Origin of the sequence: Leptotrichia sp. oral taxon 215 str. W9775, from assembly GCF_000469505.1 — a bacterium.
Lineage (GTDB): Bacteria > Fusobacteriota > Fusobacteriia > Fusobacteriales > Leptotrichiaceae > Leptotrichia_A.
Genome location: NZ_KI272860.1, coordinates 216,949 through 234,507, shown reverse-complemented (window position 1 = coordinate 234,507; position 17,559 = coordinate 216,949). Strand labels below are relative to the sequence as shown.

Annotated in this window: 18 protein-coding genes and 1 tRNA gene; 17 read left to right on the top strand and 2 right to left on the bottom strand. The window is 30.5% G+C overall.

The window, feature by feature from the left end; all coding sequences use genetic code 11:
* The first annotated feature begins 48 nt into the window (after positions 1 to 48).
* Together HMPREF1984_RS08020 and HMPREF1984_RS08015 are read left to right on the top strand one after the other, a co-directional pair.
* On the top strand, positions 49 to 600 hold the full coding sequence (locus tag HMPREF1984_RS08020) for a flavodoxin family protein (RefSeq protein ID WP_084408444.1): 552 nt from the start codon (positions 49 to 51) through the stop codon (positions 598 to 600).
* A gap of 13 nt (positions 601 to 613) precedes the next feature.
* A complete protein-coding gene (locus HMPREF1984_RS08015; protein ID WP_021767460.1) occupies positions 614 to 1,240 on the top strand; it encodes an NAD(P)H-dependent oxidoreductase in 627 nt (208 codons plus the stop codon).
* 51 nt (positions 1,241 to 1,291) lie between these two features.
* Here the strand turns inward: HMPREF1984_RS08015 and HMPREF1984_RS08010 are convergent, their stop codons facing one another.
* The gene (locus HMPREF1984_RS08010; RefSeq protein ID WP_021767459.1) at positions 1,292 to 2,473 is read right to left on the bottom strand and encodes a sodium:proton antiporter; all 1,182 of its coding nucleotides are present in this window, start codon (positions 2,471 to 2,473) and stop codon (positions 1,292 to 1,294) included.
* Between the two features lie 128 nt (positions 2,474 to 2,601).
* On the opposite strand from HMPREF1984_RS08010, the gene alr reads away from it, so the two are divergent.
* From alr to HMPREF1984_RS07970, 8 genes are all read left to right on the top strand, one after another.
* Positions 2,602 to 3,741: an alanine racemase gene (gene alr, locus HMPREF1984_RS08005; RefSeq protein ID WP_021767458.1), complete on the top strand. Its 1,140-nt coding sequence runs from the start codon at positions 2,602 to 2,604 to the stop codon at positions 3,739 to 3,741.
* Positions 3,742 to 3,884: 143 nt separating this feature from the next.
* Entirely contained in the window at positions 3,885 to 4,997 is a 1,113-nt protein-coding gene (locus HMPREF1984_RS08000) for a mannose-1-phosphate guanylyltransferase (RefSeq protein ID WP_021767457.1), read from the top strand.
* Between the two features lie 22 nt (positions 4,998 to 5,019).
* Positions 5,020 to 5,997: an SIS domain-containing protein gene (locus HMPREF1984_RS07995; protein ID WP_036100301.1), complete on the top strand. Its 978-nt coding sequence runs from the start codon at positions 5,020 to 5,022 to the stop codon at positions 5,995 to 5,997.
* Positions 5,998 to 6,017: 20 nt separating this feature from the next.
* Positions 6,018 to 7,475 carry an oligosaccharide flippase family protein gene (locus HMPREF1984_RS07990; protein ID WP_021767455.1) on the top strand — a complete coding sequence of 486 codons (1,458 nt, stop codon included), beginning with the start codon at positions 6,018 to 6,020 and terminating at the stop codon, positions 7,473 to 7,475.
* A gap of 33 nt (positions 7,476 to 7,508) precedes the next feature.
* On the top strand, positions 7,509 to 8,387 hold the full coding sequence (locus tag HMPREF1984_RS07985) for a glycosyltransferase family A protein (protein ID WP_021767454.1): 879 nt from the start codon (positions 7,509 to 7,511) through the stop codon (positions 8,385 to 8,387).
* Positions 8,388 to 8,416: 29 nt separating this feature from the next.
* Positions 8,417 to 9,817: an O-antigen polysaccharide polymerase Wzy gene (gene wzy / locus HMPREF1984_RS07980; RefSeq protein ID WP_021767453.1), complete on the top strand. Its 1,401-nt coding sequence runs from the start codon at positions 8,417 to 8,419 to the stop codon at positions 9,815 to 9,817.
* Between the two features lie 69 nt (positions 9,818 to 9,886).
* Positions 9,887 to 10,633 carry a glycosyltransferase gene (locus HMPREF1984_RS07975; RefSeq protein WP_036100206.1) on the top strand — a complete coding sequence of 249 codons (747 nt, stop codon included), beginning with the start codon at positions 9,887 to 9,889 and terminating at the stop codon, positions 10,631 to 10,633.
* 24 nt (positions 10,634 to 10,657) lie between these two features.
* The gene (locus HMPREF1984_RS07970; RefSeq protein ID WP_021767451.1) at positions 10,658 to 11,431 is read left to right on the top strand and encodes an endonuclease/exonuclease/phosphatase family protein; all 774 of its coding nucleotides are present in this window, start codon (positions 10,658 to 10,660) and stop codon (positions 11,429 to 11,431) included.
* A gap of 136 nt (positions 11,432 to 11,567) precedes the next feature.
* On the opposite strand, the gene HMPREF1984_RS07965 is transcribed toward HMPREF1984_RS07970, so the two are convergent.
* Positions 11,568 to 12,170, bottom strand: coding sequence for a YiiX/YebB-like N1pC/P60 family cysteine hydrolase (locus HMPREF1984_RS07965; RefSeq protein WP_021767450.1), 603 nt, complete (start codon positions 12,168 to 12,170; stop codon positions 11,568 to 11,570).
* 216 nt (positions 12,171 to 12,386) lie between these two features.
* Here HMPREF1984_RS07965 and HMPREF1984_RS07960 point away from each other — a divergent pair, with 216 nt between their 5' ends.
* The 7 genes from HMPREF1984_RS07960 to HMPREF1984_RS07930 form a co-directional block, all read left to right on the top strand.
* Entirely contained in the window at positions 12,387 to 13,994 is a 1,608-nt protein-coding gene (locus tag HMPREF1984_RS07960; RefSeq protein WP_021767449.1) for a nitrite/sulfite reductase, read from the top strand.
* 90 nt (positions 13,995 to 14,084) lie between these two features.
* Positions 14,085 to 14,636, top strand: coding sequence for a hypothetical protein (locus HMPREF1984_RS07955; RefSeq protein WP_021767448.1), 552 nt, complete (start codon positions 14,085 to 14,087; stop codon positions 14,634 to 14,636).
* A 73-nt stretch (positions 14,637 to 14,709) separates the two neighbouring features.
* A tRNA-Leu gene (locus HMPREF1984_RS07950) sits at positions 14,710 to 14,794 on the top strand.
* A gap of 132 nt (positions 14,795 to 14,926) precedes the next feature.
* The gene (gene rimP, locus HMPREF1984_RS07945) at positions 14,927 to 15,412 is read left to right on the top strand and encodes a ribosome maturation factor RimP (RefSeq protein ID WP_021767447.1); all 486 of its coding nucleotides are present in this window, start codon (positions 14,927 to 14,929) and stop codon (positions 15,410 to 15,412) included.
* A complete protein-coding gene (gene nusA, locus HMPREF1984_RS07940) occupies positions 15,412 to 16,512 on the top strand; it encodes a transcription termination factor NusA (RefSeq protein WP_021767446.1) in 1,101 nt (366 codons plus the stop codon). Before rimP ends, nusA begins: the two co-directional genes overlap by 1 nt.
* A gap of 3 nt (positions 16,513 to 16,515) precedes the next feature.
* Positions 16,516 to 17,046: a DUF448 domain-containing protein gene (locus HMPREF1984_RS07935; protein ID WP_021767445.1), complete on the top strand. Its 531-nt coding sequence runs from the start codon at positions 16,516 to 16,518 to the stop codon at positions 17,044 to 17,046.
* Positions 17,043 to 17,559: translation initiation factor IF-2 N-terminal domain-containing protein (locus tag HMPREF1984_RS07930; protein ID WP_021767444.1), on the top strand; the 517-nt coding region annotated here is incomplete at its 3' end. The genes HMPREF1984_RS07935 and HMPREF1984_RS07930, both read left to right, overlap by 4 nt.

The window sequence follows — 17,559 nt, the reverse complement described above, 5'->3', positions numbered from 1 at the left end:
AATATAAAAAATAAAATTCTAAATTTGTATGAATGGAGGTAGATTTTTATACAACTTATTATACATGATATGAATAGGGAAGAATTTCAAAGAATATATAAAAAATTAGAAAATGAAGCAATAAGGAAAGTTATTGGAAAAAGAAAGGAAAAAAATGAAAATTGGATTGAAAATAATGAAGAAGAAGTAAAAATCATATCTGATGAGAATAAAATAAAAAATTGTACGGGATGTTTCTGCTGCTGGATAAAAAATCCTGGTAGATGTATATTGAAAGATGGATATGAGAATCTAGCTGAACTTTATTCAAAAGCTGAAAAGATAACAATTATAAGTAAATGCTGCTATGGGACATACAGTCCTTTTGTAAAAAATGTATTAGACAGAAGTATACCTTATCTTCTTCCATTTTTTAAATTGAAAAACAATGAAATGCATCATACAATTAGATATAAAAAGAAATTGCTGCTGGAAGTATATTTTTATGGGAAGGATTTAACGGAACTGGAAAAAAATACAGCTGAAAAAACAGTGAAAGCTAATTGTATTAATTTGAATGTAAAAAAATTTAATGTAAGTTTTTTGGAAAATATCCTTTAAGGAAGTGAGTAAAATGAAAATTGGAATAATAAATGGAAGTCCAAGAGGAAAAAAAAGTAACTCTGAAATATTGATAAAATACTTATGTTCTTTACTTGAGGAGCATCAAATTAACAAATATTATTTATTTTCCAGTAAAATAGACAGTGAAATAAAGTCTGAAATTCATAATGCAGATGCATTGATATTCGCTTTTCCTCTGTATATTGACAGTATCCCATCTTCTCTTTTAGATATTCTTTTAAAATTTGAAGAAGAAAAAATAGTAAATTCAAAAACAAAGATTTACTGTATTGCAAATAATGGATTTTTTGAAGGAAAGCAGAATCAGCTGGCAATCCTACAGATGAAAAACTGGTGTGAAAAAATTGGTGCAGAATGGGGACAGGGTGCTGGTATAGGAGCAGGAGAAATACTGTCGTATCTGGAAAAAGTTCCATTAGGAAAAGGTCCGTTAAAAAATCTTGGAAAAGTATTAAATCTATTTTCTGGTAATATAAAGACATTAAAAAGTGATAGTGAAATTTATATAAATCCTAACTGGTCAAGAATGTTATATTGGATACAGGGATCAGTAGCGTGGATAATAAAATCCAGAAAAAATGGACTTAAAATAAGGGATTTATTTAGAAAAATATAAATAAAACGAGGCTATATCAAAAGAAAATTTTGAAATAGCCTCATATTATATCTATAATTTTCTATTTAACAATTTCTTATAACTGAAATCAATTGCAAAAGCTCCTAGGGGAGCAGTTATAAGTATGGAAAGCACTGCAACTGTAAGAATTATATTTCCTGAAGAAAGTCCCATTGATAAAGGTATGGAGCCGATAGCCGCCTGAACAGTGGCTTTTGGGCAATAGGCAATCATACAGAATAACCGTTCTTTATATGAAAGCGATGTTCCAAGAAGACATAAAAATACCCCAACCATACGGAAAACTATAACAGTCATAATTAGTAGAATAGCAGGAATACTTGCTCCCAATGCATATTTTATATTTACAGTGGCACCTACAAGCACAAAAAGCATAACTTCTGCAGCAATCCACAATTTTGAATATTTTGAAGAAAGTCTTTTAGCAAGTATGCTATTTTTCTCCTGAATACCAGTTCCCATACTCATTATGGCAAGAAGTCCTGAAAATCCAATTATGCCTGTCAGAGAATGTTCAAAAGTTACAAGCAGGAAGGAAATATTTAAAATAATAATTACCTTCATACTATCTCTTATATGTACTTTTTTAAAGAAATAAATCAGTAAAATGGCACACAGGAACCCTACAGATATTCCAAAAAATATGGAAGTAGGAATTTTTATAAGGTTAAGCGCTGAAAATGTACCATTTGAAGCAAGGCCAATGAAAGAAGTAAATAAAACTATAACAAACACATCATCAACAGAAGCTCCAGCCATAATCAGCTGCGGAATCCCTTCCTCTGTTCCATATCCATCTTCCATGAGTTTTAACATTTTAGGAACAACTACGGCAGGAGAAACAGCGGCGATAACAGTTCCAAGTATTGCAGAATCCAGAAGGCCAAGCCCTAAAAATTTTGGTGCAAAAATTATCATTCCCAGAATTTCAAAGGTTGCAGGTACAAAACACATTAAGACAGCAGGTCTTCCAACCTTTTTCAAATCATTTATATCGAGATTCAAACCAGCTCTTGTTAATATTATAATCAAAGCTATCTGTCGTAAATCAGTTGATATTGATAAAATTTTCGGATCAAGAAGATTTAGGAGATAAGGTCCTAAAATTATTCCTGTAAGTAACATTCCAAGTAGCTGGGGTAATTTCAGGCGGTTAAATATACTACCAAGTACAATACCTGAAAGAAAAATAAGTGTAAGACTAAATAACATAAAAGTCTCCTTTCATACAATGTAAGATAAAATTATCCTATTTTTTATGTTAACATATGAAAGCCTGTTTTTCAAGAATAATTTTTATAAAAAACAAGAAATGTGATATAATATGAGAAATTAAAAAATTGCAGCAGAAAAAAGAAAAGTGGTATGAAATGCTTATAAAACTTGAAATAGATACAGAAAATATTAAAAGAAATTTGGAAAAAATAAAAGAAATAAATCAAAATGTAATTTGTGTATTAAAGGATGATGCATATGGACTGGGAATAGAAAGTATATTGCCGGTACTGATAAATGAAGGATGCTCGTATTTTGCAACAGCATATATTGGAGAAGCCTTGAAAATTAAGAATATAGTTAAAAGGGATTTTCCTGACAAGGTGGGAAAAATTTCTGTCATGGTATTAAATTATATTGAAGAAAATGAACTGAAAAAAGCTGTAAAAAATGGAATTGAAATTACAATTTTTAATTTTGAACAGCTTGAAAAATATGTACGTGTTTTAAAAAATGAAGAAAGAATAAAAGTACATATAAAGTTTAATACAGGAATGAACAGGCTTGGATTTGATGAAAAAGAGACAGAAAAACTTATAGAAAAAATAAAAGTTATTCCAAATATTGATATAATGTCAATTTATTCCCATATTTCCGATGTTGGAAATGAAAAAGAGACAGAAAAGCAAATAGCCAGATATGAGAGAATAGTCTCGATTTTTGATAAAAATGAAGTAAAATATGGAGTTAAACACATTCAGGCCAGTCCTTTACTCTTTAAATACAAGGGAAAATATAATTATGATTTTGCAAGAGTAGGAATGGCAATATATGGAATGGAACCTTTAAGTGAAAAAACTGGACTTTATCCTGTAGTGAAGCTAAGTTCAAAGATAATAAATATAAGAAAATTATCTAAGGGAGAAAAGGTTTCTTATGGAAGTCACGGAATTTTAAAGGAAAATAAGACGGTGGGAGTAATTCCGGTAGGCTATGCCCATGGATTACAGAAACAGATTGAAAATAGCAGTGCATATGTACTTGTTAATGGAAAAAAAGCAAAAATACTGGGAGAAGTATGTATGGATATGATTATAGTTGATGTAACAGAAATTCCTGAGATTAAAATAGGTAGTGAAGTTGTTATTGTAGGAAAACAGGGAAATGAAGAAATTACTCTGTTACAAATGGCAGAATGGGCTGGAACAATACAGGATGACATACTTACAAAATGGAATAAAGGAATAAAAAGAATATTAGTTTAATGTTTATAAGAAAGTTTAGAAATATTTTTCACATAGGATATAACAGAAAATAATGTTATTTCAAATAAAAAAAATCATAAAAATTTTAAGAGAAAGTGATATAATATTATAAATTAAAAATAAAAAAACAGGAGAAAATAATAATGGATAAAGTTGTATTAATAATGGCAGGTGGAAGCGGAACGAGATTCTGGCCTTTGTCAACAAATGAAAGACCAAAGCAGTTTCTGGATCTTGTTTCTGAAAAAACAATGATTAGGGAAACAGTAGACAGGGTTGTGAAATTGGTTCCTGCTGAAAAAATATTTATTTCAACGAATATAGCGTATCTTGATATTATAAAGAAGGAATTACCTGAAATACCTGAAAAAAATATAATTTTTGAGCCAATGGCAAGGGATACTGCCGCGTGTATAGGTTATGCTGCATTAATAATACAGAAAATACATAAAGACAGTATTATGGCGGTGCTACCGTCGGATCATCTTATAAAAAAGGAAAAAGAATTTCTGGAAAGTCTTAACTTTGCTTTTGAAGAAGCTGAAAAAGATGTTATTGTCACATTGGGAATTAAGCCTTCTTATCCGGAAACAGGATATGGTTATATTGAATATTTTAAAAATAAAAAATCAAAAAAACAAGAAGAAGATAACGAAGAATGTAAAATCTACAAAGTAAAAAGTTTCAGGGAAAAACCTAACAGGGAAATTGCAGAAAAGTATATAGAACAGGGAAATTATTTATGGAATAGTGGAATGTTCGTATGGAAAACAGAATTTATACTGAATGAAATAAAAAAATATATGGATTCCCATAAAGAAGTTCTTGAAAAAATAGAAAAAATGCTGGAAAATAAAGATTTAAATGAATTTTATGGAAAAGCATTGAGTGACTATGTCAGTGGAGAATTTGAAACATTTGAGAAAATATCTATAGATTTTGGAGTAATGGAACATACAAAGTCAGTTCTTGTAATACCTGTTGATATAAGCTGGAATGATGTGGGAAGTTTCAAATCCCTTGATGAAATATTTCCAAAGGATAAAAAGGGAAATGTTATAAGGGCAGAAAAATATTCAGAAATTGATTCAGAAGGAAATATAATAATAAACAAGGAAAAGGGAAAAATAATAGCAACAATAGGGATAGAAGATATTGTTATTGTAAATACGGAAGATGCACTGCTTGTATGTCATAAAGATAAAAGTCAGGAAATAAAAAAGATACTTAATAAAATTGAAAAAGAAAATAAATAAAGAAAAGGAAAGGGAAAAGTCTATGGATATAAACTGCATTCAGGAAGCCAAAAAAGTTTTTGACATTGAAATAAGTGAACTTGAAAAGGTGAAAAATAAGTTAGATGACAGATTTGAGAAAACAGTAAATCTTATTTATGGTTTGAAAAATAATAAGGTTGTAGTTACTGGAATTGGAAAATCAGGACTTATAGGTAAAAAAATTGCCGCAACCCTGGCTTCTACAGGAACAAGTGCCATATTTGTAAATGCCGCCGAAGCATTGCATGGAGATTTGGGAATGATAAGTAACGGAGATGTGGTTATTGCAATTTCAAATAGTGGAAATTCTGATGAAATCTTAAGTATTCTGACTCCTATAAAAAAAATAGGTGGGAAAATAGTGGCACTTACAGGAAATGAAAAATCCACACTTGCAAAATATGCAGAAATAGTTATAAATATAGGGATTGAAAAGGAAGCATGTCCACTTGGAACAGCACCGATGAGTTCAACAACAGCAACTCTTGTAATGGGGGATGCTATTGCAGCTGCACTTATGAAAATGAGAAACTTTACTGAAAATGATTTTGCTAAATATCATCCAGGTGGAAGCCTTGGAAAGAGACTTCTTCTTACAGTTTCTGATTTGATGCATATGGGTGATGAACTGCCTGTTGTGGGAGAAAATGAGGAAATTGAAAATGTTCTGCTTCTTCTTACAAAGAAAAAAATGGGAGCAGTATGTATTTCAGAAAATGGAAGGGCAAATAGTAAATTGAAGGGAATTATTACTGAAGGAGATATAAGACGTGCGTTACAGCATAAGGAAAAATTCTTCACATATAAAGCCAAGGATATAATGATTTCTTCACCAATTTCTATTAATAGAGATTCAATGGCACTTGAAGCACTGCATCTTATGGAAAATAGAAAAAGTCAGATAAATGTTCTGCCAGTTGTAGAAGACGGAAATGTAGTTGGAATAATAAGAATTCATGACTTGATAGGTTTAAAATAGAGGAAGGAAAATAATATTCAATGGATAATAAAAATTTATTAAAAGGAACAATGGTTTATTCCCTGATGAATTTAGTGACAAAAATGGGGTCATTTGTATTTCTTCCAATAATAACAAGGCTTCTTACCCAGGAGGAGTTTGGTATTGTTGGGACATTGGGACCTATTACTTCACTATTTACAGTTATTTTGGGGCTTGGTCTTTATAATGCACAGATGAAGAAATATGTGGATCTGAAGGACAATGAAGATGAATTTGGAAGCTATATGTTTTCATCAACTATGATTATAGTTGTATTTAATGTACTGACATATATGTTTTTATTTACACCTTTGGCTCAAAAAATGTTTTCCTATATTGTTGATTTAAGTAAAGTAAGTTACTATCCGCTAATAATTGTGAGTGTACTGATTGCAACAACAAATGCTTTTAACAATCTTGCCACAACTCTGTTCAGAATGAAGAGAATGTATATGAAGGTGGCAATTGGAAGTGTAGTCAGCCTTTTTACAACTTATATTCTGGCAATTTACTTTATAAAATCTTTGAAGTGGGGAGTTTTTGGAAATCAGTTTGCAAATTTAATTGCATTGCTTATAGTGTTTCTATTCTATTTTAAGGATTATTTTGGGAAATTTAAGTTCAGGCTGAATTTCAATTATGTAAAATATTCCCTGCGTAATGGACTCCCATTAATTTTTATAGAACTTACGGATCAGGTTGTAAATTTAAGTGACAGACTTGTACTGGCTAAGTTTGTATCTCTTGCAACAGTTGGGGGATATACGCTGGCATTTACAGGGGGAAGAGTTCTTTCAGTTGTTACAGGTTCATTTGTAAACAGCTGGACACCTGAGTTTTATGAAGCAATGAAGACAGATAGGACAAACCCAAAAATAACGAAAAGTGTGGAAAACTTTATAGCAATTATTTCTTTTGCCTGTGTTATAGCACAGCTGTTTGCACCTGAAGGAATAAAACTCATATTTCCTGCAAGTTATCATCAGGCAATAAATTATATGGCATTAATTCTTGCGGGAATTGTAGTTCAGGCTCTATTCTGTCTGGATTATTTCTTCCATTTTCATGAAGACAGTATATATATTTTCTACTTTACAATGTTTGCAATGATATTCAATCTTGCAGGAAATATTATATTTATACCTAGATATCCGGAGATTGGACCAATTATAGCGGCATGGACAACATTACTTGCATTTTTATTCAGGGCAATAATGGAAATGATGATAATAAGAAAAAAATATAAAATATCCTTTAATTATAAGAAGCTTTTCTTATATTTGGTAATAGTTGTAAATCCTGTAATATTCTACCTTTCAAATTTGAATATTTCATGGATGAAATTTGGGTTGAAAATAGTTTATCTGGCAATAGTTACAAAATTACTTGTAAACAGGGATGTATATAATAAAATAATGAATCTGGTAAATGGAATAAAAAGAAAGATTATAAAATAGTTAGTCGTGAGTGACTGCTGAAGGGATGAAAAAATGAAATTTACTGTATTTACTCCTACTTTTAATAGAAAAGAACTGCTTGGAAAATTGTACAGTTCACTTCAAAATCAGACTTACAAGGATTTTGAATGGCTTATAATTGATGACGGTTCTACTGATGGGACAGAAGATAGGGTAAAAGAATTTATAAATGAAAAAAAACTGGATATAAGATATTTTCATACAGAAAATGGTGGAAAGCAGAGGGCATATAACTTTGGAGTTGAGAAAGCGGAAGGAGAGCTTTTTATATGTCTTGATTCTGATGATGAATATGTGGAAACTGGTCTTGAGACGATTTTAAAATATTGGGAAAAGTATGAAAAAAATGATGAAATTGCGGGAATGGGGTATTTATCAATATATCCTGACGGAAAAGTTATTGGAAGGGAATTTCCCAAAAAGGAAATGGTTTCAACACAGTTTGATATTTACAATAAACATGGAGTTAAAGGTGATAAAGGCCTTATGTTCCGTACAGAGATACTTAAAAAATATCCATTTCCAGTTTTTGAAGGGGAAAAGTTTACAACAGAAGCAGTTGTTTACAACAGAATCTGTCAGAAATATAAAATGCTCTATGTAAATGAAAAAATTGAAATAAAGGAGTATCAGGAAGACGGATTGACAGCAAAGTATAACAATTTATTGCTTAGAAATCCTAAAGGCCAGGCTCTTTACCATAATGAAATCAACTTGCAGCAACTGACTTTCAAACAGAAAATTTTAAATAATGCTGTTTATTACAAATTCTCTAAAGTTGCAGGATATGGATTTTCAAAAATTTATAAGGAATGTTACAATAAAATGGGATTAATAATTTCGCTTCCTGTAGGAATGTATATGTACTGGAAGGGGAAAAAAGATTTATAACAGAAAAATAAGGAAATAGGAATTAAATTATGAAAAAAGATAAGATATTATTTACAATTTTACACGTATTCGTAATATTTTTCGTACTATTTTTAAAAAATATAGTTGTCTTTCCAAATGATACAATGGAAATGAAGTTTTTGGAAATTCTTCTAATGGGAGTGTATATTTATACTTTTGTCACAGGAAAGATTTACTTGGACTGGCTGAATTCCTACATGGTATTTCTCTATACGCTGTTTCTCTTTAATTTTACGAGAATATTTCTGGATATTGTGGGATATAAGGAATTTGGATGGGCTACAAAATTTGCAAACTATTATTTTTTCAATGATGTACGGATGGAAATAATAAATGTATTTATAATTGTACTTCTTTTTACTCATTTGGGATTTTTTATAGGTATTCTAAATGAAAAGGAAAATGAGCTGAAAAGCCGTATAACTCTTAAAAATAAGAAGATATACACTGATTTTGGAATGTTTCTGTTTATAGTTGCATTACCTGCACTTGCTTATAAAATGTTTATTCAGCTGAAGGTCATACTGCAGGCAGGATATGAAGCGTATTATACAGGAATACTGAAAGGAGTGGACTATCCATTCTTTACAAAAGGTTCAGGAACAATAATGACAATAGGATTTTTGATATTTTTAATATCAATTCCTTCAAAAAGGAAGTTTCTTACTATTTCTTCACTGTATCTTATGGTGAAACTGCTGGATTCCTTTAAAGGTGCGAGGGCGATATTTTTAACCCAGCTTTTATTTATAATGTGGTATTACGCAAAGGTTTATGGAATAAAAATCAAAGCAAAAACAATGGCAAAACTGGTAGGATTTACGGTGCTGTTTTCACAGATACTTGTTTCAATAAGAAGTAAGAAGGTATTTTCTCTGGATTTAATAAATTCTGTGTATAATTTTCTATTTTCGCAGGGGGTAAGCTACCTTGTGCTGGGATATACAATAGATCTGAAAAGTAAAATTGTAGGAGCAGGTTCGTATCCCTATATATTGCAGGGAATATTCGGATTTAAGCCACAGTCGGCAGAAGCATTGAATACAACAAATTCTTTGGCGGATAAGCTGACATATGCGTTAAATCCTGTTGCATATATGAAGGGGGAAGGAATTGGTTCAAACTATATTGCTGAAATGTATGATCTTGGGTATGTTTGGATTATCGTTATTTCCATACTGCTGGGGTATATGATAATAAAATATGAAAAATATGTTGTAAGAAATAGATTTTTACTGATTACAAGCTATTATTTCATTCCTAATCTCTTTTATATTCCAAGAGGTTCATTTTTTGGAGAAGGGATGATAAAGAACATGGCTATGCTTACAGGTGTGTATATATTAATATTCGGATTTGACTATATGTACAGGGGAATAGAAAAAAGATACCTGGAAATGAAAACCTGAAATTGTTTCTGAAGATAATAGGGAAATGTGAAGGGATATAAAGCTTAAAATAGTAAAGTGGGAGAAGAAATGATAGAAAAGAAAATATACTATGTCTGGATAGGGAATGCCAAAAAGCCTGATATATTTTATAAATGTCTGAAATCATGGCAGGAAAAACTTCCAGATTTTGAAATAATTGAAATAAATGAAAAGAATTTTGATATAGAAGGTCATCTGAAAAAAAATAAATTTTTCAGGGAATGTTATGAGAGAAAACTCTGGGCATATATGTCTGACTATATAAGGGTACATTATATGTATGAAAATTCAGGAATATATGTAGACACTGATATGGAAATTATAAAAGATATTTCACCATTAATAGAAAATGAAAAAATGAAATTTTTTATAGGATATGAGGATGAAAAACATATAAGTGTTGGAATTTTTGGAACAGATAGACATAATGAAATACTGAAAAATATGATAGAGTTTTATGAAGAGGAAATATGGGAAAAACCTTTATGGACAATTCCGAAGATATTTACTTATATATTTGAAAAAAAATATGGATTGACTGATAAAAGGGAAAATATATTAAAGGAAGGAGAAATAACAATATTTCCAAAAGAATATTTTTATCCTTACGGTTTTAGAGAGAAGTATTCACCAGATTGTATAAAGGAAAATACATATGGAATCCATTGGTGGAATGACAGCTGGTCGAGCCTTAAGGCGAGGCTTTTTATCGAGAGTAAGCATCTGACGGGAATTCCAAAATTAATAAAGAAAATGAGAATTATAGCCAGATACTATCTTGTTGAAAAAAGGTAAAAATATGAAAGGAAGTAAAAAAAAATGAAAGTTTTAAAAAAAGTACTGAAAATATTGTTATTTATGAGTGTAATGCTAGTAGCTGAAGGAAAAGAATTAAGAATAATGACATATAATATTTATGGAGGAAGGCTGGCTAACGGAATAAAGCTTGGGGAAAGCATAAAAAAATACAAGCCTGATTTTGTTTCATTGCAGGAAGTTGATAGAAATACAAAAAGAAGTAATTTCAGGGATGTAACATTTGATATAGCAGTTGAACTTGGGTATAACTATTATTATTTTCAGAAATCAAGGGATTTTGATTCGGGGGAATTTGGAATTTCCTTTATTTCAAAATATCCGGTAGAAAAAATATATGCCTATGAATTACCTTCAATTGGAGTGGAAAAACGTCAGGTTGTAATAGCTGAACTTGAAAAAAAGGAATTTGGAAAGAAAGTAATGATAATTAATACCCATATGGATTATAAAAAAGAAATAAAAAAGGAAGAGCTTGAATCCCTTTCAATGTTAAATGGTCTTTTTGAAAGTGATGTGAAGTTTTTAAGTGGAGATTTGAACTTACTTCCAAATACAGAATATTACCAGACCCTTACAAAAGAATGGAAGGATAGTTATTTTGAAGGAAAAGATAAGGAAATGAGAAGTATTGAAGACCCTAGAATAGACTATATATTTGGAGATTATTCAAATAACTGGAAGGTGAAAAAAAGTTTTTTCATTAAGGATGATACGCAGGATTGGACTAAATTAAGCGATCACTTTCCATATATGAGCGTAATTGATATAAAATAAAAATAAGATAACAATAAAAACTATATTTCTGTACTGCACCCAAAATCTTGGACACAAGATTGGAGGTGCAGTTTTTATGAGTAAATTAACAAAAAAAGATAAAAATGAAATATAGTTTTTGTTTTTTTAGATATTTTTATTCCAGAACAATGTTTTCAAGTAATGGCGATTCCATAATATCAAAAGGCATTACCCAGCCGCCCCCGTCAGAATCAAGGTCAACATTACGTCCTGTATTCTTTCCTGCATTTTTAAAAACAAGATATACAAACTGTGAGCAGTACAGCCTTTTATCAAAATTCTTATCAAAAGTCAGTCCATACGGTTTTGTCACAGTTTTATCAATTTCGTTAAATAGGGCACTTCTAAATTTATCATCTATATTTTTCAATCTGAAGATTGCTATTTTTCTTTTTAATTTTGACCATGCATAAATTGGACTTTCACTATATCCTGCCGAATACGAAGGAAACTCTACAATTTTTTTCTCTTCATTCAGTATCGCACTGTGCCCCCACATGGAACGGATAGTAGGTTCCTTTGAAAGAATTAAAATATCTCCAGGTTGAAGCTGATCAACTTTTGAAATAACTTCTTCAGGCTGATACCATTTATATTTTGGATCTATTGACTGGCATGAAATAACTAAAAAAGTAAGTAAAATGGCAATCAATAACTGTCTTATGAAAGTTTTATTATTTTTTATTGTTTTAATATCTGAAATCATTACTTTTACCATATCCTTTCACATTTATTATATATTATATAAGAAAGCTGAAAAATAGTCCAGTTTTTATTCATATTTAATAAATTGGATACAAATAATTTGTCTATCAAATTAATTTTTTTATAGGAACTTATAAAAAATAATACTTTTTATAATAAAAAATATGATATAATTATCTGCAATTATTTTAAGAAATATTATAATTTATAAAAAATAAGAAGAAAAGGAATGAAAATGGAAATACTGAAGGAAAATTTTTTAAAGTTAAGAGAAAAAATGATGCAAAAATTTGAGGAAGATTTTGCAAGGCATAGAGAACTTGGAGAAAAGGAAGTACCTATAAAAACAATAGGACCTATAAATGGAGTTTACTATGAAAGAGGAGAAAGAAGTTATTTTGTCCGTCCAAGAATAAGGGCAGGACTTATAACATTGGAACAGTTGAGGGCTGTGTCAGATTTATCTTTAAAACATGGTGACGGAGAAATAAAACTTACAACAAGACATGGAATTCAGCTGAGGGGTATCAAAGCAGATAATGTTCTCCCATTAATAGAAGATTTGTTTAATGCAGGATTAAAAACGCAAGCTGTAGGTGGGAAAAGTATAAGAGGAATGATTATTTCATCATATAGTGGTTTTGAAAAGGAAGAGTTTGATGTTACTCCTTATGCAGTTCATTCAATAAATTACCTGTTTCAGAATGAAGATACGTATACACTTCCTGGGAAACTTAAATTTTCAGCTTCAAACAGCAGTGAAGATACGGCAGGAGCAAAATATTCTGATATGGGATTTATTGCAAAAAAAATAAATGGTGAAGACTATTTTGAAATATATTTTGATTTTGGGATGAACCTGTCAAATAAGAATCCTTATAAATATTCAAAAGATATAAAGGCTGAAGAAATGCTTTATTATATGAGGGCAATGGTAATGATGTTCAAGGATAATATGGAAGTTACAAATCCAAGGGCAAGAGTAAGAACAATGAACAGAAAAATAGGAATGGAAGCATTTGAAGAAAAATTTGGAGGATATGTTGAGAAGGCAAAAAAGGAAATAGACTCTGTAATTGATATAAAGGAACTTTATAAAGACGTGAAAAATCAGGAAGAAGCATTTGAATGGAGCAAGGAAGTAGACTTTGTTTCTGAAGGAATAAACGAGGAACTTCTTATCAATGTAAGGGAAAGTTACAGACAGAAGGGGATTTACGCTGTAAAACTAAAATTTGCAGGTGGAGTTATAAGAAGAAAGCAGCTGGAAGGAATTCTTGAATATTTAGAAAGCTTAAATCATGAAATCAAAATAAAACTTACAAATAATCAGGAAATTATAGTTTTCAATTTAAATGGTGAAGAAACTTTACATATTTTGAAAAATTTTGAAGAAAGACTTATAAGAAGCGCTTTTGAAGATACAATTACGTGTACAGGTGTTCCAAGATGCAGATTGGCAATAACTTCCAGTAAAAGTGCCTTTGACAAGATATTAAAGAAATTTGACAGTAATGATGCAACATTGAAAAAGGAATTACCACAGCTGAGAATTTCAGGATGTCCTAATTCATGCAGTCTGACTTTTAAGGGAGACCTCGGCTTTTCAGGGAGAATTAAAAAAATAGATGAAAAGGTGAATATCGCATATACATTGCTAAGTGAAAATAAAAATATAGAATTGGCAGGAAAAGCAATAATTTTAGAAAAGGATTTACCTGAAATGCTTTATGAAATGGCATTACTGAAAAAAGATTCTGAAATTAAGGATTTTCATGAATTTATGAATATAGAACACGAAAAGGTAAATGAACTTATAAAAAAATATGCACAGTAATAAAAATTCTCTAACTAAGAAAGAACAAATAGAAAAGAGAAAAAAATTATTGTATAATAAAAAAAATCTATTTTGGAAAGAGGGAATGAAATGAAAAAGAGAATTTTGATAATTCTTGGAATTATGATGATGTTTATAGTAAGTTGTGGAGGAAAACATCCGGCAGTGAAGGATTTTGAAGAAACTATGAAAAATTTACAAAGTGGAGATGTAAGTAAACTTTCAGAAGGACCTGATAAAATTTTTGAGTCAAATATAAACCCTGAAATGAAGACGGCTCTAACAGAGGGATTGAAAAAAATTACTTATAAAATAAATAAAACGACAGAAAATAAAGATAAAAATGAAGTAATTATAAACGTAACTATGAAATCTCCTGATTTAAGTGGAGTTATGAAAGAACTGTTTGAAAAAGTAGCCGGATTAATGGCACAGATGCAAGGGAAAACAGAAAAGGAAATAGGAGAAGCAGCAGGAAAAGTAGCGACAGAATTAATAAAGGAAAGAATAAAAAGTGGTAAAACAAAAGAAAAAACATTTGATGTAGTGTATACAAAAAAAGATGATAAATGGAGTCCTGATGTAGCTTCAAATAAAGATTATTTTGAAATGTTAACTATGAATATGGCAAGTATGGAATAGTATTTTCAATTTTTTTGAGATATCCCCTTGCAAAAACAGATAAAATGGAGTATAATAATTAAAGATAAAGAGTGCAAGCGTGGCGGAATTGGTAGACGCGCTGTTTTCAGGGAGCAGTGGCAGTAGTCGTGTGGGTTCGAGTCCCACCTCTTGCACCAAAAAATTAAATTTAATTATAAAAAACTTGCAAAAATAAATAAAATATGGTATTATAATTATAAGAGCAAAATATTAGACAGAAAGAGTGGGAGGTTCCCACTCTTTAGTTTTAAATATGAGGTGGATATTTTATGGAAAAAAAATTGGAAATGCTTGAAGCAAAAATGGAGGAGCATTTAAAGGAGTTGGGACTGGAGCTTGCAGATATAGAGTATGTTCCTGAAGGTGGATACAACTACTTAAGAATTTATGTTGAAAAGCCTGACGGGAATACAAGTCTTGATGATTGTGTAGAACTAAGTACTAGAATAGACAGTATCGCAGATGAGCTGATAAATGAAAAATTTTATTTGGAAGTTTCAACGCCAGGACTTGAAAGAAGGCTAAAAAAACCTGGAGATTTTACTAGATTTACAGGAAAAAAAGTAAAGATATATACAAAAAGTCAGATTGAAGGAAAAAAGACATTTGAAGGTAAGTTAGAAAAGTTTGAAAATGAAACAATATTTTTATTGGATAGTACGGAAAAAGTATATGAAATACCTTTTTCTAAATTGAAAAAATCACATTTGATATATGAAATTCCGGTAAACATATTAGAGAGTGAGGAGGAATAATGAAATCAAAAGATCAGAGAATCTTTTTAGAAGCATTGGATGAACTGGAAAGAGAAAAGGGAATTATAAAGGAAGAATTGTTGGAAGCGGTAGAAACAGCATTACTTGCAGCATATAAGAAAAATTACGGTGAAAAAGATAATGCAGACATAACAATAAATAGAAATACAGGGGAAGTAAAGGTTTTTTCCAGAAGAACAGTTGTTGAAACAGTGACTAAACCTGATGAGGAAATAAGTCTTGAAGATGCACGTTCATTGAAAAAAAGATCAAACCTTGGAGATGTTATGGATGTAGAAATTAATGCCGAAGGGTTTAAAAGAAATGCTATTCAGAATGCTAAGCAAATAGTTGTTCAGAAGGTAAGGGAATGTGAAAAGAAAAATATTTTCAATAAATTTAAGCAGATAGAAAAAATGATTGTTGCTGCCACTGTAAGAAAAACAGATGAAAAAGGAAATCTTTACATTGATATAAACGGTCTTGAAGCTATTGTGCCTGCAAAGGAACTTTCTGAAGCAGATAGATTTCGTCAGGGAGATAGAATAAGAGTATATGTTGGAACTGTTGAAGAATCTACAAAATATACGAAAAGTTTCCTTTCAAGAAAGGCGGAAGAGCTGTTAAGAGGTCTGCTCGAACTTGAAATTCCTGAAATAGAAGATGGAATAATTGAAATTAAGAATATTGCAAGGGAGGCAGGAAGCAGAACAAAAGTTGCAGTTTATTCAGAAGATCCGAACCTTGATGTAAAAGGAGCATGTATCGGTAAAAATGGAATGAGAATACAAAGTATCATTGATGAACTTCAGGGTGAAAAGATAGATATAGTGCTTTGGGATGAAGATATGACAACTTTTGTAAAAAATGCTCTTAATCCAGCAGAAGTAATTTCAGTTGATATAATTGAAAATGAAGAAGAAAGAATTGCAAGAGTAGTTGTGAATGAAGATCAGCTATCTCTGGCAATAGGTAAAAAAGGACAGAATTCACGTCTTGCAGCAAAACTTTGTGGTATAAAAATAGATATTCATACTGCTGAAAGTTATGAAGATGACCAGGATGAATACGAAGAAGATGAAATAGAAGGTGACGAATAATATATGCCTGAAAGAACATGTATCAGTTGTAGAAAAAAAGGCGAAAAAAAAGATTTTTTGAGAATATCCGAAGAAAATGGGAAATACGTATTTGATAAGGAAATGAAAGTACAGAGCAGAGGGTTTTACGTGTGTAAGGATCCGGCATGTATAGAAAGATTATCAAAAAACAGAAAATATAATCTTGAGATGCAGGAGCTTCTCAATTTACTGAAAGAAACAGAAAAAAACAGGAAAAACATAATAGACATTATACGCCCTATGAAAAATTCAGGTTTCTTTGTTTTCGGAATAGATGAAAACATTGAAGGGATAAAGAAGAATAAGGTAAGATTACTGATATTGCCAAAAGACATAAATGAAAAATATATAGAACAATTTAAAAGACTTGAGGAAGGTTTTGAAGTCACTATAATAAATATTGAGAAAAAAGAGGAATTTCTGAATGTTTTTTCAAGAAATGTAAATGTCGTAGGAATAACGGATAAAAGGGTAGTGAATGGTATATTAAGCAAAGTGGAGGTGACAGAATGAAATTAAGAGTACATCAGTTGGCTAAAGAACTGGGTTATGAAAGTCCAAAGTTTCTTGAAAAATTAACTGAAATAGGCGTTCAAGTGAAATCTCACCTAAGTGGCCTGACAGATGATGAAATAGCCGATATAAAAAGGAAACTTAATAAAAAAGATGAGAAGCCTAAGGAACATAATAAATCTAACGAAAATCATAATAAATATGTAAAAGAAACTCCAAATATAAATAAACATGATGCGGCAAAAGTACAAAACAGAGTCGAAACAAATAAAAAAGAAAATGAGGATAAAGTGGAATTGAATGTTGGATTAAATAATAATAGTCAAAAAAATAATAATAACAATAATAAAAACTATCAAAATAGAGATGAAAGAAAAACTGAAACTGTAAATAGAGATAGTAATAGAGACAATAACAGAGATAACAGAAATAAATATCAGAACAAGGATAACAGAGACAGAAACAGAAATTACCAGAACAGAGATAATAATCAGAGAGATGGAAGACCGTCAT